This is a genomic window from Pectobacterium atrosepticum (assembly GCA_019056595.1).
In the GTDB taxonomy this organism is placed as follows: Bacteria; Pseudomonadota; Gammaproteobacteria; order Enterobacterales; family Enterobacteriaceae; genus Pectobacterium; species Pectobacterium atrosepticum.
In genome coordinates, this window is sequence record CP036163.1 from 2,521,138 (window position 1) to 2,540,420 (window position 19,283).

At 53.3% G+C, this 19,283-nt stretch carries 18 protein-coding genes; 14 read left to right on the plus strand and 4 right to left on the minus strand.

The genetic code is table 11. From position 1 onward, the window contains the following. Positions 1–221 precede the first annotated feature (221 nt). From cytR to rraA, 6 genes are all read left to right on the plus strand, one after another. On the plus strand, positions 222–1,265 hold the full coding sequence (gene cytR / locus DCX48_12035; protein ID QXE15181.1) for a DNA-binding transcriptional regulator CytR: 1,044 nt from the start codon (positions 222–224) through the stop codon (positions 1,263–1,265). 290 nt (positions 1,266–1,555) lie between these two features. Continuing rightward, positions 1,556–2,431 (plus strand): cell division protein FtsN, encoded by an 876-nt coding sequence (gene ftsN, locus DCX48_12040; protein QXE15182.1) that lies wholly within the window; start codon positions 1,556–1,558, stop codon positions 2,429–2,431. 206 nt (positions 2,432–2,637) lie between these two features. Then, positions 2,638–3,168 carry an ATP-dependent protease subunit HslV gene (gene hslV, locus DCX48_12045; GenBank protein QXE15183.1) on the plus strand — a complete coding sequence of 177 codons (531 nt, stop codon included), beginning with the start codon at positions 2,638–2,640 and terminating at the stop codon, positions 3,166–3,168. A gap of 9 nt (positions 3,169–3,177) precedes the next feature. After that, on the plus strand, positions 3,178–4,509 hold the full coding sequence (gene hslU, locus DCX48_12050; GenBank protein QXE15184.1) for an HslU--HslV peptidase ATPase subunit: 1,332 nt from the start codon (positions 3,178–3,180) through the stop codon (positions 4,507–4,509). 144 nt (positions 4,510–4,653) lie between these two features. Continuing rightward, positions 4,654–5,571: a 1,4-dihydroxy-2-naphthoate polyprenyltransferase gene (locus tag DCX48_12055; GenBank protein ID QXE15185.1), complete on the plus strand. Its 918-nt coding sequence runs from the start codon at positions 4,654–4,656 to the stop codon at positions 5,569–5,571. 134 nt (positions 5,572–5,705) lie between these two features. Next, on the plus strand, positions 5,706–6,191 hold the full coding sequence (gene rraA, locus DCX48_12060; GenBank protein ID QXE15186.1) for a ribonuclease E activity regulator RraA: 486 nt from the start codon (positions 5,706–5,708) through the stop codon (positions 6,189–6,191). A gap of 117 nt (positions 6,192–6,308) precedes the next feature. On the opposite strand, the gene zapB is transcribed toward rraA, so the two are convergent. Beyond that, positions 6,309–6,548, minus strand: a complete 240-nt coding sequence (gene zapB / locus DCX48_12065; GenBank protein ID QXE15187.1) for a septal ring assembly protein ZapB — start codon at positions 6,546–6,548, stop codon at positions 6,309–6,311. A gap of 550 nt (positions 6,549–7,098) precedes the next feature. Here zapB and DCX48_12070 point away from each other — a divergent pair. From DCX48_12070 to DCX48_12085, 4 genes are all read left to right on the plus strand, one after another. Next, positions 7,099–7,938, plus strand: a complete 840-nt coding sequence (locus DCX48_12070; GenBank protein QXE15188.1) for an aquaporin — start codon at positions 7,099–7,101, stop codon at positions 7,936–7,938. 53 nt (positions 7,939–7,991) lie between these two features. Next, a complete protein-coding gene (glpK, locus tag DCX48_12075) occupies positions 7,992–9,503 on the plus strand; it encodes a glycerol kinase (GenBank protein ID QXE15189.1) in 1,512 nt (503 codons plus the stop codon). Positions 9,504–9,628: 125 nt separating this feature from the next. Further along, the gene (gene glpX, locus DCX48_12080) at positions 9,629–10,639 is read left to right on the plus strand and encodes a class II fructose-bisphosphatase (protein ID QXE15190.1); all 1,011 of its coding nucleotides are present in this window, start codon (positions 9,629–9,631) and stop codon (positions 10,637–10,639) included. 306 nt (positions 10,640–10,945) lie between these two features. Next, the gene (locus DCX48_12085) at positions 10,946–11,692 is read left to right on the plus strand and encodes a ferredoxin--NADP(+) reductase (GenBank protein ID QXE15191.1); all 747 of its coding nucleotides are present in this window, start codon (positions 10,946–10,948) and stop codon (positions 11,690–11,692) included. 18 nt (positions 11,693–11,710) lie between these two features. On the opposite strand, the gene DCX48_12090 is transcribed toward DCX48_12085, so the two are convergent. Then, entirely contained in the window at positions 11,711–12,133 is a 423-nt protein-coding gene (locus DCX48_12090; protein QXE15192.1) for a DUF805 domain-containing protein, read from the minus strand. 197 nt (positions 12,134–12,330) lie between these two features. Here DCX48_12090 and DCX48_12095 point away from each other — a divergent pair, with 197 nt between their 5' ends. Continuing rightward, on the plus strand, positions 12,331–12,930 hold the full coding sequence (locus tag DCX48_12095; protein QXE15193.1) for a DUF1454 family protein: 600 nt from the start codon (positions 12,331–12,333) through the stop codon (positions 12,928–12,930). A 149-nt stretch (positions 12,931–13,079) separates the two neighbouring features. Beyond that, entirely contained in the window at positions 13,080–13,847 is a 768-nt protein-coding gene (locus DCX48_12100) for a triose-phosphate isomerase (protein ID QXE15194.1), read from the plus strand. A gap of 210 nt (positions 13,848–14,057) precedes the next feature. Here the strand turns inward: DCX48_12100 and aguA are convergent, their stop codons facing one another. Next, positions 14,058–15,161, minus strand: a complete 1,104-nt coding sequence (gene aguA / locus DCX48_12105) for an agmatine deiminase (GenBank protein QXE15195.1) — start codon at positions 15,159–15,161, stop codon at positions 14,058–14,060. Positions 15,162–15,164: 3 nt separating this feature from the next. After that, a complete protein-coding gene (gene aguB, locus DCX48_12110) occupies positions 15,165–16,049 on the minus strand; it encodes an N-carbamoylputrescine amidase (protein QXE15196.1) in 885 nt (294 codons plus the stop codon). A gap of 757 nt (positions 16,050–16,806) precedes the next feature. Here aguB and DCX48_12115 point away from each other — a divergent pair. Both DCX48_12115 and DCX48_12120 read left to right on the plus strand, forming a co-directional pair. Beyond that, entirely contained in the window at positions 16,807–17,325 is a 519-nt protein-coding gene (locus DCX48_12115; protein ID QXE15197.1) for an Hcp family type VI secretion system effector, read from the plus strand. A 121-nt stretch (positions 17,326–17,446) separates the two neighbouring features. Beyond that, positions 17,447–19,276 carry a type VI secretion system tip protein VgrG gene (locus tag DCX48_12120; GenBank protein QXE15198.1) on the plus strand — a complete coding sequence of 610 codons (1,830 nt, stop codon included), beginning with the start codon at positions 17,447–17,449 and terminating at the stop codon, positions 19,274–19,276. The last annotated feature ends 7 nt before the right edge of the window (positions 19,277–19,283 follow it).

A 19,283-nucleotide genomic window follows, 5' to 3' on the forward strand; every position in this document is an offset into this window, starting at 1 on the left:
GCGTCGGGAACACGATATTCATCACACTTTCTGTGCAAATTAAGCAACAAAACCTGCGTTCAATCTGTTATCACTGTCTGCGCAGGCAGTATGCTGGGGTCCGGTGCCAGTCAGTCGGCATACTGCGCCGAAAAGCGTTACCCGTAATCATATAGCGTCAACAGACAGGAACGTTCTGCTGACAGTCAGCGCCAGTTAACGCTGACGCAAGGAGAAAAGCGTTGAAGCAGAAGAAAGGCGTCACCACGGCGACGATGAAAAACGTGGCGGATGAGGCGGGCGTTTCCACCGCCACCGTATCCCGAACGTTAATGAACCCAGAGAAAGTCTCTGCGACCACCCGCAGGAAGGTCGAGCAGGCTGTCATCGCCGTTGGCTATTCGCCTCACGCACTCAACAGAAATCTCAAGCGTAACGAATCACGTACGATCCTGACGATCGTGCCAGATATCTGTGATCCTTATTTCTCCGAAATATTTCGTGGGATCGAAGAAACAGCCGCCGAACACGGCTACCTCGTGTTGATTGGCGATTGCGCTCACCAGCATCAAAGGGAAAAAACCTTCGTCGATCTAATTATTACCAAACAGATCGACGGCATGGTGTTGCTCGGCTCGAATCTGCCGTTTGATGCAGGCCAGGAAGAGCAGCGTAATTTGCCACCGATGGTGATGGCGAATGAGTTCTCACCGGATCTGGCGCTACCAACCGTGCATATCGATAATCTGACCGCCGCCTTTGAAGCCGTACACTATTTACATCAGGCAGGTCATCAGCGCATCGCCTGCATTGCGGGCCCAGAGCACATGCATCTGAGTCAATATCGCCTACAGGGATATATTCAGGCCCTGCGACGCAATGGAATTCTCATCGATAATCAATACATCTTTCGGGGTGATTTCACTTACAAAACCGGGATCAACGGCCTGATTGCGCTGATGCAACATCCACAGCCGCCTAGCGCCATCTTCTGTCATAGCGATCTCATGGCGCTGGGCGTACTGACGCAGGCCAGAAAAATGGGGCTGGACATCCCGCGTGATCTCTCCATTATCGGTTTCGACGATATAGAACAAGCGCAATACTGCTGGCCTCCTCTGACTTCTGTCGCCCAACCACGTTATCAGATCGGACGCGAGGCAATGCTGCTACTCTTAGAGCAGTTGCAAGGTAACACGGTACAAAGCGGTTCCCGTCTGTTGTCCAGTGAACTGGTCATACGCGACAGTGTCGCCGCACCGAATTACGCCCGTAACAGGCTTTAAGACTTCAGGTGCTGGTCAAATATTTGAGGGTTCAGTAACATGGCCCCCTAATTATGTTATCCCCTAAATAATTCGAGTTTCAGGAAGGCGGCAAGGGAAGGAATCCCGATGAGCTTACTCAGGTAAGTGATTCGGGTGAGTGACAAATCTGCCGGAGGCAGATTTGAACGCTGCTTGCAGCGGCCCCAACGGGGCGAGGCACACGTAAGTGTGCCGAGTAGCCCAGCCAACGCACATGCAACTTGAAGTATGACGGGTACATTTACCTATCAATTCACAGCGAAACGACAGTGGCACAAAGAGACTACGTGAGCCGGGGACGTTCATCAGGAACGCGTCGGAAAACGACAAATAGCCGAAAAAAAGGCAACGCTTCAGGCGCGTCCAAAACCATGGTTGCGCTCGCTGTTGCCGTTTTGGTCACCTTCGCGGGCGGTCTGTACTTTATCGCCCATAATAAACCCGACGAGTCCCCCGTCCTTCCGCATCAAAACACGGGCAAAGGTAACGGGCTGCCACCCAAGCCGGAAGAGCGTTGGCGCTATATCAAAGAGCTGGAAAATCGTCAGTTGGGCGTCACGACACCGACTGAACCGTCCGCGGGTGGAGAGGTCCGCTCGCCGGTACAGTTGACGGATGAGCAGCGCCAGTTGCTGGAGCAGATGCAGTCTGATATGCGCCGTCAGCCCACACAGCTTTCCGAAGTGCCGTATAACGACCAGACGCAGGTTCCGCGCTCACAGGTGACCATTAAACCACCGACCCAATCAATGCAGCAGCCGCCTGTCGTGACGACACAACCTGCAACGCGTGCGCCAGCGGTCACCCAAACGACGCCTGTTGTTCCAAGACAAGACACTCCAAGACAAGAAATACCAAAGCAGGAAGCGCCGAAACAACAGCCAGTCAAACAGCCTGAAGCACCAAAAGTCGAAAAAACACAACGCTGGGCGATTCAGTGCGGCTCCTTCAAAACCATGGACCCTGCCGAATCCGTGAGAGCACAGTTGGCGTTTGCGGGTATCGAAAGCCGCATCACCTCTAACGGTGGTTGGAACCGCATCATGCTGGGGCCATACAACAACCGCGCTGCCGCAGACGGCATGCTCCAACGTCTTAAAGGCGCGGGCGCATCAAACTGTATTCCTCTTGCCAGCGGGGGTTGAAAAACCCCACGCTTTCCCCCATCTATAACATCAATGTGCCCCGAGTAATGTGGGCAATGCCGATCGGTTAAGGATCAAGAGACTGGGCTAGCACGGTGCGAGGTATCGTCTTCATTACCTCACACCGTATTTTCTCTGGCATCAAACTTAAACGAACAACATTGCGCGTGATGCGGGGGTCTTTTTCTTCAAACGGGGACTGACTCGTGACAACAATTGTAAGCGTACGCCGCAATGGCCAGGTGGTCATTGGCGGTGATGGACAGGCCACTTTGGGCAACACCGTGATGAAAGGCAATGTGCGTAAAGTACGTCGCCTCTACCATGATCGCGTCATCGCTGGTTTCGCAGGCGGCACCGCGGATGCATTCACCCTTTTTGAACTTTTCGAGCGCAAGCTGGAATTGCATCAGGGCCATCTGGTGAAAGCCGCTGTCGAGTTGGCGAAAGACTGGCGTACCGACCGTATGCTGCGTCGGCTGGAAGCTTTGCTAGCCGTCGCGGACGAAAATGCCTCACTGATCATTACCGGTAATGGCGATGTTGTGCAGCCTGAAAACGATCTGATCGCTATTGGCTCCGGCGGTCCTTATGCGCAGGCAGCAGCCCGTGCTTTACTGGAAAATACCGAACTGGGTGCACGCGATATCGTCGAGAAATCTCTGGGGATTGCTGGCGACATCTGCATCTACACCAACCAGTTCCACACGATAGAAGAATTAGCCTCCAAGGCGTAAGGATCAACGATGTCTGAAATGACCCCGCGCGAGATAGTCAGCGAACTCGACAGCTATATCATCGGCCAGCACAAAGCAAAACGCGCCGTTTCCATCGCGCTGCGTAACCGCTGGCGCCGTATGCAGTTAGACGAAGCACTCCGCCATGAAGTGACGCCTAAAAATATTCTCATGATCGGCCCGACCGGCGTAGGTAAAACCGAAATCGCTCGCCGTCTGGCGAAGCTCGCCAATGCGCCGTTCATCAAAGTGGAAGCGACCAAATTCACCGAAGTTGGCTACGTAGGTAAGGAAGTTGACTCCATCATTCGCGATCTGACGGATTCCGCGATCAAAATGGTACGTCACCAGTCCATCGAAAAAAATCGCTTCCGTGCGGAAGAGATGGCGGAAGACCGCATTCTGGACGTGCTGATTCCTCCGGCGAAAAACAATTGGGGACAGGCAGAAGGCACTCAGGAGCCATCAGCAACACGTCAGGCATTCCGCAAGAAACTGCGTGAAGGCCAGTTGGACGACAAAGAAATCGAGATCGATCTGGCTGCCTCTCCCGTTGGCGTAGAGATCATGGCACCGCCGGGCATGGAAGAGATGACCAATCAGCTACAGTCCATGTTCCAGAATCTGGCTGGTCAGAAGCAGAAAGCCCATAAGGTCAAAATTAAAGATGCTTTCAAGCTGCTGATAGAAGAAGAAGCGGCCAAGCTGGTGAACCCGGAAGAGTTGAAACAGCAGGCGATTGAAGCCGTTGAGCAGCACGGTATCGTGTTCATCGACGAGATCGACAAAATCTGTAAGCGTGGCGAAAGCTCTGGCCCAGATGTCTCTCGTGAAGGCGTTCAGCGCGACCTGCTGCCGCTGGTTGAAGGCTGCACCGTATCGACCAAGCATGGTATGGTCAAAACTGACCATATTCTGTTTATCGCGTCCGGCGCATTCCAGGTTGCCAGCCCGTCCGATCTGATTCCAGAGTTGCAGGGTCGTCTGCCGATTCGTGTGGAATTGCAGGCGCTGACGACGGAAGATTTCGAGCGCATCCTGACAGAACCGAGCGCCTCGCTGACCGAACAGTACAAAGCGCTGATGGCGACGGAAGGCGTGGATATTTCATTCACCGCCGATGGTATCCGTCGTATTGCCGAAGCCGCCTGGCAGGTGAACGAAAGCACCGAGAATATCGGCGCGCGTCGTCTGCATACCGTTATGGAGCGTCTGATCGAAGACGTTTCTTACGACGCCAGCGAAATGAATGGTCAAAGCGTTATCATTGACGCAGATTATGTACGTAGTCATCTGGATGAATTAGTAGCAGATGAAGATCTGAGTCGATTTATCTTATAATCCGTTTTCGCGGATCGCACTATTAACGATAAAGTGGGAGGCGTTGGCCTCCCACTTTTGTTTCTGACGCCGCCATCACTGACTTTTTTTGTTTATAAACGGATGATTCACGCAATTGAATCGTCAATAAAATTGAAGCACACCATGACATTATCGACCCATAGCAGCAAAACCAAAGCCTGGCTGGATAGTCTTCGTCCAAAAACGTTGCCATTAGCTTTTGCGTCCATCGTCACCGGCTCGGCGATTGCGAGCTGGCATAGCAGCTTTAAACCGGGGGTAGCATTACTGGCGTTGTTAACCGCCGGACTGCTGCAAATCCTCTCCAATCTGGCGAACGACTATGGGGATGCGATAAAAGGCAGCGATACCGAGGAACGCATCGGGCCGTTGCGTGGCATCCAAACGGGTGCCATTACGCTGTCGCAACTGCGCAATGCGCTAATCGTAACCGTGGTACTCACCATCATTTCTGGTGTGAGCCTGGTGATTCTCGCCTGTGAAAAACCAGCAGATATCTTCGGTTTCCTGATTATGGGGCTGCTGGCAATTTTCGCTGCGATCACCTATACCGTCGGCAACAAACCCTATGGCTACATCGGGCTTGGCGATATCTCGGTGCTGATCTTTTTCGGCTGGCTCAGCGTCGCAGGGTCGTATTACCTACAAACCGGTCATTTCGACAGCGTCGTAATGCTGCCTGCAACAGCCTGCGGCCTGCTGGCGACGGCCGTTTTGAACATCAACAATCTGCGCGATATCGACAACGATCGCATCAGCGGAAAAAATACGCTGGCGGTGCGTCTTGGCGCGGAAAAAGCACGCTTCTACCACACGATGTTGCTGCTGCTAGCACCGGTTTGTCTTGGCCTGTTCGCGACGTTTTATCTGCACAGTCTGGCGGGCTGGCTCTTTATTCTGGCGCTCCCTTTGCTGATTAAACAGGCGCGCTATGTACTGCGTGAAACCAGCGCATTCAGTATGCGTCCGATGTTGGAAAAAACGGTGAAAGGCGCGCTGCTGACTAACATTTTGTTCGCCGTTGGCGTGATACTGAGTTAGTGCGGGTAAATTGAGAACAGGCAAAAAGCGGCACTCATTTACTGATGCGAATCAAGTTAACATTTGATGATTTTGCCAACAGCGGCCAGAAAGGGATATACTCATGATTCCGGCGGCAACCTGACGTTAATCCTATGAAATACGATACTTCTGAACTGTGCGATATCTATCACGAAGAGGTGAATGTTGTTGAGCCTCTGTTCTCCAACTTTGGTGGGCGTACTTCATTTGGTGGCAAAATCACCACGGTGAAATGTTTTGAGGATAACGGCCTACTTTTCGATCTTTTTGAAGAAAACGGCCTCGGGCGCGTGCTTCTGATCGATGGCGGGGGCTCAGTGCGCCGCGCGTTGATCAACGCGGAGCTCGCTCGGCTGGCGACCCAAAACGAGTGGGAAGGTATTGTCGTGTACGGTGCCGTGCGTCAGGTTGACGATTTGGCGGAGCTGGATATCGGCATTCAAGCGATGGCAGCCATTCCGGTCGGCGCGGGTAGCGAAGGCATTGGCGAAAGCGATATTCGCGTCAACTTCGGCGGCGTAACCTTCTTTTCCGGTGACCATCTGTATGCCGACAACACGGGCATTATTCTGTCGGAAGATCCGCTGGATATTGAATAATATCGTTGAGTTTCTGCGTTTTTATTGCGGTAACATCACCAAAAAAAGGGCGATATACGCCCTTTTCTATTTGGCTCAATCGATAAGCCGTTCTTTCGCCTGAGCCAGCAAGCCCGATTAGACTTCTTCCATTTTGCCTAACAGCGCGCGCAAACGCTCTTGCCACACCACTTGCTCTTCTTTCAACTGTTCGTTCTCGCGCACCAGCGATTCACGTGAACCCGCTGCCGCCTGAACATCCTGCGACAACGTGTTGTTCTGCTCTTTCAGCTCTTCAATTTCCATTTGCAATAGCGTGATAGTATCAATCGCTTGCTGAACTTTCGCTTCCAGCTTTTCAAACACTTCAAATGACATTCTTCAAACCCCTTTTAATCGCAACAAGGCAAAGATCGGTTAACGCTGGCTTTCAGACTCTGTAACCAACACTCACGGTGTCGCGTCATCCGCCCGCAAACATAATCCTGACCGCGGGACGGCTGGCAAGACAGACCATAACGAAATTGTATGTAGCCAATGGCCCCCTGTCTAGCGCACGTCCCCCACTACGCGAGTGTCGCAGTTTTTCTTACTTAACACTATCAGTACAAACTGAAAAACGGGCAATACAAACCGAAAAACAAGCGACTCAAACTGCAAACGCCCCCGTTCGCTTCCCCGTTACGTCTATTGTGTTAATAAATTTAACCTGAGCGTTACTATCAACCCTGGACGAAAAACCACTACGAGTCATTTTATAAGCGAATGCGCTCATTTTTTTGACGCGCAACACACATTTCAATTTCGATATTTCTCGTTTTCGCTCATTAACGATAAATTCACATCATAAATACATTTAAAACAGGGGATGCCGCCAGACGGTATCCTTAGACCTACCACTCTGTACGTTACCCAGCAGGAAAAAAATATGAGCCAAGCAGAACGTTCAACGCTAAGAGGCCAGTGCATCGCCGAATTTCTCGGCACTGGCCTGCTGATTTTCTTCGGTGTCGGCTGCGTCGCCGCATTGAAACTGGCGGGAGCCAGCTTCGGACAGTGGGAGATCAGCATCATTTGGGGTCTGGGGGTTGCGATGGCAATCTATCTGACCGCAGCCATTTCCGGTGCTCACCTCAACCCAGCCGTCACTATCGCCCTGTGGCTGTTTGCCTGTTTCGATGGACGCAAGGTTCTGCCTTACATTGTGGCGCAGATTGCAGGGGCATTTTGTGCCGCCGCACTGGTCTACGGGCTGTATTACAATCTGTTCGTAGATTTTGAACAAACCAACAATATGGTGCGCGGCAGTACGGAAAGCCTGAGCTTAGCGAGCATTTTCTCGACGTATCCGAACCCGCACATTTCCGTTATGCAGGCGCTGCTGGTTGAGACCGTCATCACCGCGATTCTGATGTGCCTGATTCTGGCACTGACCGATGATGGCAATGGTATCCCACGCGGGCCACTTGCTCCCCTGCTGATCGGTATTTTGATTGCAGTCATCGGTGCGTCCATGGGGCCGCTGACTGGCTTCGCCCTCAACCCGGCGCGTGACTTTGGTCCTAAGCTATTCGCTTTTCTGGCGGGCTGGGGCAACGTCGCCTTTACTGGCGCACGCGAAATCCCTTACTTCCTGATTCCTATCTTTGGCCCCATCATCGGTGCCTGTCTGGGTGCCTTCGGTTATCGCGCACTGATTGGCCGTAATCTGCCATGCGATGTGTGCGAACCCGAGGCAGAAGCTACCACGCGTCGTGAAAGCCGTTAAACTTAACGCCACGACCATCCTATTTCACGGTTAATCATTACAGGATTGGATTTATGAACCCGGAAAAAAAATACATTGTCGCGATCGACCAAGGCACAACCAGCTCTCGCGCCGTCGTACTGGATCACGATGCAAATATCGTTAGCGTTTCACAGCGTGAATTCACCCAGATTTATCCAAAAGCGGGCTGGGTAGAGCACGACCCGATGGAAATTTGGGCAACACAAAGCTCAACGCTGGTCGAAGTACTAGCGAAAGCCGATATCAGTGCGGATGAAGTCGCGGGTATTGGTATCACCAACCAGCGTGAAACCACCGTCGTATGGGAAAAAGAGAGCGGCAAGCCGATTTATAACGCCATCGTCTGGCAGTGTCGTCGTACCGCTGAAATTTGCGAGAAACTGAAGAAAGACGGTCTGGAAGAGTACGTTCGCAACACCACCGGGCTGGTGGTCGATCCCTACTTCTCTGGCACCAAGGTGAAATGGATTCTGGATCACGTTGAAGGCTCCCGTGAGCGCGCTAAACGCGGCGAATTGCTATTTGGTACTATCGATACCTGGCTGATTTGGAAAATGACGCAAGGGCGTGTTCACGTAACGGATTACACCAACGCCTCCCGCACCATGCTGTTTAACATTCATACGCTAGAATGGGATACCCGCATGCTGGAAGCGCTGGATATCCCGCACGAGATGCTGCCGGAAGTACGCGGCTCTTCAGAGGTCTACGGCCAGACCAACATCGGCGGTAAAGGCGGCACGCGTATTCCTATCGCCGGTATCGCGGGTGACCAGCAGGCGGCGCTTTACGGCCAGCTCTGCGTCAACCCTGGGCAGGCGAAAAACACCTACGGCACTGGCTGTTTCCTACTAATGAATACCGGTAAAGAAGCCGTGCAGTCCAAACACGGTCTGCTGACCACTATCGCCTGTGGCCCGCGCGGTGAAGTGAACTACGCGCTGGAAGGCTCCGTGTTCGTTGGCGGCGCATCTATCCAATGGCTGCGTGACGAGCTGAAGCTGATCGGCGACTCCATGGACTCCGAATACTTCGCGACAAAAGTGAAGGACACCAACGGCGTCTATGTCGTCCCCGCTTTCACTGGTTTGGGAGCCCCCTACTGGGACCCGTATGCCCGTGGCGCGATCTTCGGTCTGACCCGTGGCGTGAACGCTAACCACATCATCCGTGCGACGCTGGAATCCATCGCCTTCCAGACCCGTGACGTGCTGGATGCCATGCAGGCAGACGCGGGGACGCGTCTGAAATCACTGCGTGTCGACGGTGGCGCAGTCGCCAACAACTTCCTGATGCAGTTCCAGTCCGATATCCTCGGCACGCGCGTGGAACGTCCGGAAGTACGTGAATCCACCGCATTGGGTGCCGCGTTCTTGGCTGGCCTTGCCACTGGCTTCTGGAACGATCTGGATGAAGTGAAGAGCAAAGCGACTATTGAGCGTGAATTCCGCCCCAGCATAGAAACGGTGGAGCGGAACGTTCGTTACAGCGGCTGGCAGAAAGCCGTTGCTCGTGCTCGTAACTGGGAAGATCACGACGCCTAATCCCCCCTATATCGGGCGCGCCTGTCGCGCCCGATTTTTCCGCATCACTTAACCGCCACCCTTCCCCGTTGTGATAAAATCCCACTCCATATCTCCCCCTTCCGATCGACAACAGACAGGTATTTATGAAACGTGAATTAGCCATAGAGTTCTCGCGCGTCACCGAAGCAGCCGCGTTAGCAGGCTATAAGTGGTTAGGCCGTGGCGATAAGAATGCCGCTGACAATGCCGCCGTACAGGCGATGCGGATTATGCTGAATCAAGTCAATATCAACGGTCAGATTGTCATCGGAGAAGGGGAAATCGACGAAGCGCCTATGCTGTTCATTGGTGAACAGGTTGGCACTGGTCAGGGCGATGCCGTGGACATCGCCGTCGATCCGATTGAAGGCACGCGGATGACAGCAATGGGTCAGGCGAACGCGCTAGCCGTGCTGGCCGTCGGCGAAAAAGGTGCATTTCTGCACGCGCCAGACATGTACATGGAAAAGCTGATCGTCGGGCCCGGAGCAAAGGGGGCAATTGACCTCAATCTGCCGCTGGCAGACAACCTGCGTAATGTCGCGCTGAAGCTGGGTAAACCGCTCAGCCAGTTAACCGTCACTACGCTGGCTAAACCACGCCACGATGCCTGCATCGCGGAAATGCAGCAACTGGGGGTGAAAGTGTTCGCGATTCCAGATGGAGACGTGGCTGCATCGATCCTCACCTGCATGCCGGACAGCGAAGTTGACGTACTGTACGGTATCGGCGGTGCGCCAGAAGGCGTGATCTCGGCAGCGGTTATCCGGGCGCTCGACGGCGACATGCAAGGACGTTTGCTGGCACGTCATGAAGTCAAAGGCGATAGCGCTGAAAACCGCAGCATCGGTGAGGACGAGCTGGCACGCTGCCGACAAATGGGCATCGAAGCCGGTGGGGTCCTCAAGCTCGATGACATGGCGCGCAACGACAACGTGATTTTCTCCGCAACAGGCATCACCAAAGGCGACTTGCTGGATGGGATCGCACGTAAAGGCAACATGGCTACCACAGAAACGCTGCTGATCCGCGGTAAGTCTCGTACGATCCGCCGTATTAAATCGACACACTATCTGGATCGTAAGGATCGTGCGTTGCACGAATTCCTGCTGTAGCAGACCACTCCACAGACTGACTGATTGTTTCACAGTTGTTAATAAATGGCGTATCTTAGACGCCCGACTTACATGCACAAATAGTGGCGTCGATACCCTAAATAATTCGAGTTGCAGGCAGGCGGCAATCGCGCGAGTCCCCAGGGGCTTACTCAAGTAAGTGACTGGGGTGAGTAAGAACAAATTGGCTTAGCCAATTTGAACGCCGTTTGCGGCGGCCCCTCAGGGCGAGGCTCAGAGATGAGCCGAGTATTGCCAACGCACATGCAGCTTGAAGTATGACGGGTACAACAGGAGCAGAAAATTATGGCTGAATGGGTGACAGGCAGAGTGATTCAGGTGGAAAACTGGACAGAAAGTCTGTTTAGCATTCGGGTTCAGGCGCCCGCTGATTCATTCACTGCTGGGCAGTATGGCAAGCTGGCGCTGGAGATTGATGGTGAAAAAGTGCAACGCGCGTATTCGTACGTGAATGCGCCCAGCGATCCTACGCTTGAGTTCTATCTGGTGACCGTGCCAGAAGGCAAACTTAGCCCTCATCTGCATGCCATGCAGCCTGGGTCGGAAGTCATGATTGTCAAAGAGGCCGCCGGATTTTTCGTGCTGGAAGAGATTCCTGATTGTGAAACACTGTGGATGCTGGCAACAGGCACGGGCATCGGCCCCTATTTGTCCATCCTTCAGGAAGGCAAAGATCTGGAACGCTTTAAGAACATCGTGCTGGTTCATGCCGCTAGGTTCTCACGCGATCTGAGTTATCTGCCGCTGATGCAGCAGTTACAGCAGCGCTACCACGGCAAACTGCATATTCAAACGGTGGTCAGCCGGGAAGAGGAAGCAGGCTCGCTGACAGGACGCATCCCGCAGCTTATTAGCAACGGTACGCTGGAATCCGCAGTAGGCTTACCGATGGATACGGCCACCAGCCATGTCATGCTGTGCGGTAACCCGCAGATGGTGCGCGATACCCAAGCATTGCTAAAAGAAGAGCGGCAAATGACCAAACACCTGCGCCGCAGGCCCGGTCATATGACTGCTGAGAACTATTGGTAAACAGCATATTATTCCCAATTAGCGGCGGAAGCGAAACGGCTCCGCCTCTGCTCCAAATCGGTTTTCCCCTTTTGTCCCTAGAAAAACGCCGCAGTCGAGCAACGTCATCACGACAATCAGGATCGGCAAGAAGCGGCCAATGCCCCACTGCCAAATGGCGGAAAACATGTACCAATTCCCCGAGGCCAATACCCACGCCACCACTAACAGCAGCGCCCACCAGCCACTTTTATTACGGTCGTGCAGCCGCTTCACCATCATCGCCGCCGTCGGCCACAGCAATGCCACCAAACCAAACGCCGTCAATTGCGTATCCAACCAGTTTTGACCTGAAAGCGTAAACAATACCGCCATCAGCGCCACCCAAATAGCCATCCAGAGCCAGAAATCACGACGGCCAATACGGCCTTTAAACGAGAAGCACCATTGCTGTAATGTCATTAACGATAACGCCCTGAATTAGTAGCCTGTCTGGCCGAATTAATCTGTATTTTTGTCTGAGCGATTTTACCTCAACCAAGATGTTTACCTGCAATCTTTACGCGATTTTTGACAACGACGTACAAATGCCGCTTTAATCAAACGTATTCTGCCGTTATCGGCCTGGACATCTTCTGAAGTGGCTGACCCGAACCCCTATGACACGAAAACGCATCGCTTCACTTTTGGTTTTATCATCGCTGGTGCTGTACCAGACTCACGCGGGAGCCGATCCAACGTTTCCGCCCAAAACCTCAGCCAATGCGCCGTATCTGCTGGCTGGTGCCCCAACCTTCGATCAAACCATCACGCAATTCCGTTCTCGCTACAACCTGAGCAACCCGACGCTGCCGATCGGTGAATTTCGGGTTGTCGATACCGGCACTATCATCAGCATGTTGACCCGTGCAGCCAGCCGGATCAACGACCACCTCTATGCTTCAACCGCGCTAGAGAAAGGCACAGGGAAAATCAAAACGCTGCAAATCACCTGGCTACCGCAGCCGCAGAACGAACAAGAAACCGCCGCGCGTCGTAAACAGGCCATCGACTATATGGCCGCACTGGCTCGCACGTTCGCACCGTCACTGACGGAGGAACAGAGTGTGAAAAAAGTCACCGAACTGCTGGGAAAAGGCAAAGGACAACGCGTTTACCAGCAAACGGAAGGTGCCCTGCGCTATGTGGTTGCAGATGACGGCGAAAAAGGGCTAACTTTTGCTGTTGAACCGATTAAGCTAACGCTATCTGAACCGTGATCGATACCGTAATTAATGACAAAAAACAGAGCCACGGTCACATTTCGTCTCTATACTGGTGGCAAGTTATATTGCCTAACGGGCAGTACGGTTTACTTCATTAACACAAACACATTGATTCATTCGCGATTCCGGCTGGAGGAAAAAAGATGCGACATCCATTAGTTATGGGTAACTGGAAGCTGAACGGCAGCACCAACTTGGTCAACGAATTGATCGCAGGCCTACGTAAAGAGCTCAGCACCGTTGACGGTTGTGGCGTAGCCATTGCCCCCCCAGCTATCTACCTCGATCAGGCTAATCACCAACTGGCGGGCAGCCGCATTGCACTGGGCGCGCAGAACGTTGACGTGAACCTTTCTGGTGCCTTCACCGGTGAAACGTCTGCCGAGATGCTGAAAGATATCGGTGCGAAATACATCATCATTGGCCACTCTGAGCGCCGCACCTACCATAAAGAAAGCGATGAATTCATTGCGAAGAAATTTGGCGTGCTGAAAGACGCGGGCTTGATTCCGGTGTTGTGCATTGGTGAAACTGAAGCTGAAAACGAAGCAGGCCAAACCGAAGCCGTGTGCGCACGTCAACTGGATGCCGTACTGAATACGCTGGGTGCGAAAGCGTTTGAAAACACCGTTGTGGCCTACGAACCCGTATGGGCTATCGGCACCGGTAAATCTGCAACTCCAGCACAGGCTCAGGCCGTTCACAAATTCATCCGTGACCACATCGCCAAGCAAGATGCTGCTGTTGCTGAACAAGTTATCATCCAGTACGGCGGTTCGGTTAATGCTGCGAATGCCGCAGAGCTGTTCACCCAGCCAGACATCGACGGCGCGCTGGTCGGTGGTGCATCACTGAAAGCCGACGCTTTTGCTGTCATCGTGAAAGCCGCAGCCGACGCTAAACGCGGCTAAGCTTTTATCGAAAACGGACGGACAACGGGTCGTCTAATAAAAAGCCGGTTCACGCTATTGCGCCAACCGGCTTTTTTTATGACGGACATCCTTTTCCGTCACCCTTCGGGCCATCGCTTACGCAACGTTGAAAAACGCTCCCGGCGTTTTTTTATGACGAGCAGGACACTCACTACCTTTCTTTCAAGTCGTCTGTTAACGGCTCAATACTTACTTCGCCGTAGGAATTTGCTGCGTAATGCAGTGGATATTTCCCCCGCCCAGCAGGATTTCCCGCGCAGGCACGCCGCTAATCAAATAGTCAGGGAACATCTGTTGCAGCAGATCGCGTGCAACATCATCCGTCTTCTCATCCAGCAGTGGGAAAATGATCTGCTGGTTGCTGATCAGGAAATTCACATAAGACCCTGCCAGACGAGAACCGGCAAGGCGCTCAACCGCATCGCCACTGTCCACACCCTGCGCTTCCTCTTTGGTCGCATGGAGCGGGCCGGGAGCAGGTAGTTTCCAGATTTTCAGCTCACGCCCTTGCGCATCCCGCGCTGCCGACAGAACCTCATAGGCCGCGACGGAACGTGCATACTGCGGATCGTTTTCATCATCAGTCCAGTGCAGCGCCACTTCACCGGGGCGCACGAAACAGCACATATTATCGATATGTCCATCGGTTTCGTCGTTGTACACGCCCTCTTCCAGCCAGATAATCGTCGAGATGCTGAGATAATCACGCATCAGTTGTTCGATTTCCGCTTTGCTCAGGTGCGGGTTACGGTTCGGATTGAGTAAGCATTCCGCCGTGGTCAGCAGCGTGCCTTCACCATCGACATGGATCGAGCCACCTTCCAGAATCAGCGGAGCGGCGTAGCCTGCGGCCTGATGATAATCCAGCACCTGCGCCGCGACTTTTTCATCCTGACGCCAGTCTTCATACAGACCACCCAGCTCGCCGCCCCAGGCGTTGAACTGCCAGTCGATACCCCGACGCTCACCGGCCTGATTCAGCACGATGGTTGGGCCAGTGTCGCGCATCCAGGCATCGTCACTTTCCATTTCCACCAGCGTGACATTTACCGGCATCACTTTTTGCGCATCCGCCATGTAGCGTGCAGGAACGCCCATGATAACGGGCGTATTCTGGGCGATAGCTTCCGCCACGCGCGCGAACGTTTTCTGCGCCGGAACGCCCTGCTCGCGCCAGTTATCAGTACGATACGGCCAAATCATCCACACGGCATCATGCGGTGCCCACTCAGCGGGCATCGCAAAACCATCCTGATGTGGCGTGGTGACATGAGGAGCTGCTAACTGTGACATCACTTATCTCCGAGTCTTGCCGTCTGAGCTGGCAATAGTGCCGTACATTTCCGGGCGGCGGTCGCGGAACAGGCCCCATGAGGCACGCTGGGCGGCAATCGCTTCTAAATCAAATTCATGCACCAGAATGGCTTCGTCCGTCTTATTGGCCTGAGCCAACAGCGCACCGGTTTGATCGGCGATAAAAGAAGAACCGTAGAACGTCATTTCCAGACCGTCGATATATTTGCTGGCTTCCGTACCGATACGGTTGGATGCAATAACCGGCACCAGATTGGCTGCAGCGTGCCCTTGCTGAACGCGGGTCCAGTGAGGCTGGCTGTCGATGTCCGGGTAGGCCGGTTCGGAACCAATGGCAGTCGGATAGAAAATCAGTTCTGCGCCCTGCAACGCCAGACTGCGTGCAGTTTCTGGGAACCACTGATCCCAGCAAATGCCCACGCCGATTTTCGCGTAGCGCGTCTGCCAGACTTTAAAGCCAGTGTCGCCAGGAATGAAGAACTGCTTTTCCTGATACGCCGGACCGTTCGGAATGTGGGTTTTGCGGTAAACGTCCAACACGGAACCATCCGCGTCAATCATCACCAGCGAGTTGTAATAGGCGTTATTAGCACGCTCAAAGAAGCTCAACGGCAGCACCACGTTCAGCTCCGCCGCCAGTGCAGAGAAATGCTTAATCAGCGGGCTGGTTTCCAGCTCCTGCGCCAGCGCATAGTGCTCTGGGCTTTGATCGATGCAGAAATACGGTGCGGCAAACAGTTCCTGAATCAGGATAACCTGCGCGCCTTTTGCATGCGCTTGTCGCACCAGTTTTTCAGCGTTTTCGATATTCTTGGGCAGATCCCAAGAACACGCCATTTGTGTTGCGGCAACGGTAACTTTTTTCATGCGAAAACCTCAATAATAACGATATATACCCGCCCTTTCTCACCGGCAAGTATCAGCAATAAGTGTTTCTCTCGGTCACGATTATCTATCGCCGCTAACCGGCGCAGCCTTAACGAGTGTAGGACAACACGCCAGCGCATGCCCAATAGGCGTATCCCGTTAAGATCCTGACCGAGAATGACATACGCATTATGCCAGTTAATGGCAGCACTTCACTATGCTGAAAAATGAATGATCTCGTGTGGCGGGCTCCATAGGGAAAATCGCCCATACTTAATGGCCTATCAAAATCATCGAGCCGCACTGACAAACCACTTACGTAAAATCATGCCAACGCTAGCTTTTACTTTTGTTACCCGAATGACGTCTTTTGCTATGCAAGATATGCATAGCAAATATAAGTAATTACTCACTTACATTTTTATAAACGCGAGCAAATTATCGCCAGATATAGCTTTTTACTATCGATAACCACCGTTTCGATTGGTTATTCATTTCAATAATTTAGTACTAACTCAAACTTTCAGAATAACTGCGCATTCTGCGCAACTTCTTGCTCACTTTCTGGTGGAAATCACTTTTTGCGCAATGGATGCCGTTTTTTCGCGAGGTCTGCGCAATTTTTTGCTCAAATTTTGCTTAGGGGGAATTTTAGTTAAGATATTTATCATTAAAAACAATCAGATATGAATTGGCATACGAATTGCTATACAGACGGTGAAGTTACTAAACCCGTTCAACAACAAGGAGCAACACTATGCCAACTCCATGCTATATCAGCATCGAAGGGAAAACTCAGGGCAACATCACCGCCGGTGCCTTCACGTCTGATTCTGTCGGCAACATCTATGTCGAAGGCCACGAAGACGAAATGCTGGTGCAGGAATTCAAACACGTGGTTACCGTGCCGACCGACCCGCAGTCTGGTCAGCCATCTGGCCAGCGCGTGCACAAGCCGTTCAAATTCACCGTCGCGCTGAACAAAGCCGTTCCACTGCTGTACAACGCACTGTCTACCGGTGAAATGCTGCCGACCACAACCCTGAAGTGGTATCGCACCTCGGTGGAAGGCAAGCAGGAGCACTTCTTCTCTACCATCCTGACCGATGCCACCATCGTGGATATCGACTGCAAAATGCCACACTGCCAGGATCCGTCCAAGCTGGATTACACCCAACTGATTGAAGTGTCGCTGGCTTACCGCAAAATCGACTGGGAACACACCGTGGCCGGCACGTCCGGCTCCGATGACTGGCGTGCGCCGGTCGAAGCGTAATCGTTCTGTCTCCAACCCGGGCTTGCCCCGGGTTTTTTGCATCACGCTGTTCTGAGGTCTGACTCCCCCAGACCTGAGCGCAGACAACACGATTTTCATCACGGGAAGCGAGGGAATAAACGTGGCAAACAGTACAGGATTACAGTTCACGGTAAAGGTCGGTGCATTGCCCGCCCCGACGTTTGCGGTGGTGGATTTTCAGCTCAGCGAGGCGCTTAACCGGCCATTTGCCTTGTCGCTGAATCTGGCAAGTGCCTTGCCGGATGTGGATTTCGGTGCGGTGCTCGACCAACCGTGTGAGTTGCTGGTGTGGTACGAAGGCGAACTAAAGCGCCGAGTGAGCGGGATTATCAGCGCCTTTGCGCAGGGGGACACGGGCTTTCGTCGCACGCGCTATCAGATGGAAGTCCGTCCGGCCTTGTGGCGACTGGGATTACGTACCAACGCCCGCATCTTTCAGGCGCAAAAGCCGGAAGCGATTATCGGCACACTGCTGGAAGAAGCAGGGATTACCGACTACGCCTTTGCGCTGCGTCATGAGCACGCGCCCCGGGAATACTGCGTGCAATATCGGGAAAGCGATTTGGCGTTTGTCACCCGACTGGCCGCAGAGGAAGGGTTGTACTTCTTTCACGAGTTTGAAGAAGGCAAACACCGAGTCATCTTTGCCGATGATGCAGGCGCATTGGCAAAAGGCCCAGAGCTGTTCTTCAACCTCGCCAACCAGGGGCTAAGCGAAGGCGACTATGTGCGTCGTTTCCGCTACGCCGAAACAGTCAGCACCGCAGAAGTGGCACTCAAAGACTATAGCTTCAAAACCCCCGCCTACAGCCTGCTGCACAGCAAGATAAGTGGCAAACTGGACCATCAGCGCGAAAGCTACCAGCACTATGACTACCCAGGGCGCTTCAAACAGGACCCGAGCGGCAAGGCGTTTACCGGCTACCGACTGGACGCGTTACGCGCGAATGCCATGGCGGGTTCAGGCGAATCCAATGCCGCGATGCTGATGCCAGGCAACAGCTTTACCCTCACCGAACACCCCAACCCCGTGCTCAATACCGGCTGGCAGTTGGTGGCCATTATCCACAGCGGGCAACAGCCACAAGCGCTGGAAGAAGAAAGCGGCGGCGAACCGACCACCTACAGCAACAGCTTTGAGGTTATCAGTGCCAAAAGCACCTGGCGTGCGGATTTGCCGTACAAACCGATGGTAGACGGCCCGCAGATCGCGACGGTCGTCGGCCCCGCAGGGGAAGAAATCTACTGCGACGAATACGGCAGAATCAAACTGCAATTCCCGTGGGACCGCTACGGCTCCAGTGATGACCAGAGTTCGTGCTGGGTGCGGGTGAGTCAGGGTTGGGCAGGCGGCCAGTACGGCTTGATTGCCATTCCACGCATCGGCCATGAAGTGATTGTCAGCTTCCTCGAAGGCGACCCAGACCAGCCAATTGTCACTGGCAGGACGTTCCATGCCACCAATCCGTCGCCGTACCCGCTGCCCGCCAATAAGACACGCACCTCGCTGCGTACCTCAACGCACAAAGGGGCCGGGTTCAACGAATTGCGCTTTGAAGATCAGGCCGGTCAGGAGGAGGTGTTTATTCATGCCCAGAAGGACATGAACACCGTTGTGTTGAATAACCGCACAACCAGTGTGGCAGCTGACCATACCGAAAGCGTCGGCGGAAATCAGGCAATGTCGGTGGTGAAAGACCAATCTACCGAGATTCAAGGGCATCAGAATATCGCCGTCACCAAAAACCGCAGCACCACCGTGGATGACAACGACTCCCTGCAGGTGAAAAACAACATCGCCATTCAATCACAGGAGGGCGACATCCTAATTGCCACCAAAGGCGGTTTTATTGGTATCAGCGCCGATGGCGTCATCAACATCAAGGGCAGCCACATTGTGGTAAATGGCCAGCAAATCGACCTGAACTGAATAACAA

Bases quoted from the DNA above. Each gene is read 5' to 3' on its own strand.
- hslU (QXE15184.1), top strand. From the start codon at position 3,178: ATGTCTGAAATGACCCCGCGCGAGATAGTCAGCGAACTCGACAGCTAT.
- DCX48_12055 (QXE15185.1), top strand. From the start codon at position 4,654: ATGACATTATCGACCCATAGCAGCAAAACCAAAGCCTGGCTGGATAGT.
- rraA (QXE15186.1), top strand. From the start codon at position 5,706: ATGAAATACGATACTTCTGAACTGTGCGATATCTATCACGAAGAGGTG.
- zapB (QXE15187.1), bottom strand. From the start codon at position 6,548: ATGTCATTTGAAGTGTTTGAAAAGCTGGAAGCGAAAGTTCAGCAAGCG.
- DCX48_12070 (QXE15188.1), top strand. From the start codon at position 7,099: ATGAGCCAAGCAGAACGTTCAACGCTAAGAGGCCAGTGCATCGCCGAA.
- glpK (QXE15189.1), top strand. From the start codon at position 7,992: ATGAACCCGGAAAAAAAATACATTGTCGCGATCGACCAAGGCACAACC.
- glpX (QXE15190.1), top strand. From the start codon at position 9,629: ATGAAACGTGAATTAGCCATAGAGTTCTCGCGCGTCACCGAAGCAGCC.
- DCX48_12085 (QXE15191.1), top strand. From the start codon at position 10,946: ATGGCTGAATGGGTGACAGGCAGAGTGATTCAGGTGGAAAACTGGACA.
- DCX48_12090 (QXE15192.1), bottom strand. From the start codon at position 12,133: ATGACATTACAGCAATGGTGCTTCTCGTTTAAAGGCCGTATTGGCCGT.
- DCX48_12095 (QXE15193.1), top strand. From the start codon at position 12,331: ATGACACGAAAACGCATCGCTTCACTTTTGGTTTTATCATCGCTGGTG.
- DCX48_12100 (QXE15194.1), top strand. From the start codon at position 13,080: ATGCGACATCCATTAGTTATGGGTAACTGGAAGCTGAACGGCAGCACC.
- aguA (QXE15195.1), bottom strand. From the start codon at position 15,161: ATGTCACAGTTAGCAGCTCCTCATGTCACCACGCCACATCAGGATGGT.
- aguB (QXE15196.1), bottom strand. From the start codon at position 16,049: ATGAAAAAAGTTACCGTTGCCGCAACACAAATGGCGTGTTCTTGGGAT.
- DCX48_12115 (QXE15197.1), top strand. From the start codon at position 16,807: ATGCCAACTCCATGCTATATCAGCATCGAAGGGAAAACTCAGGGCAAC.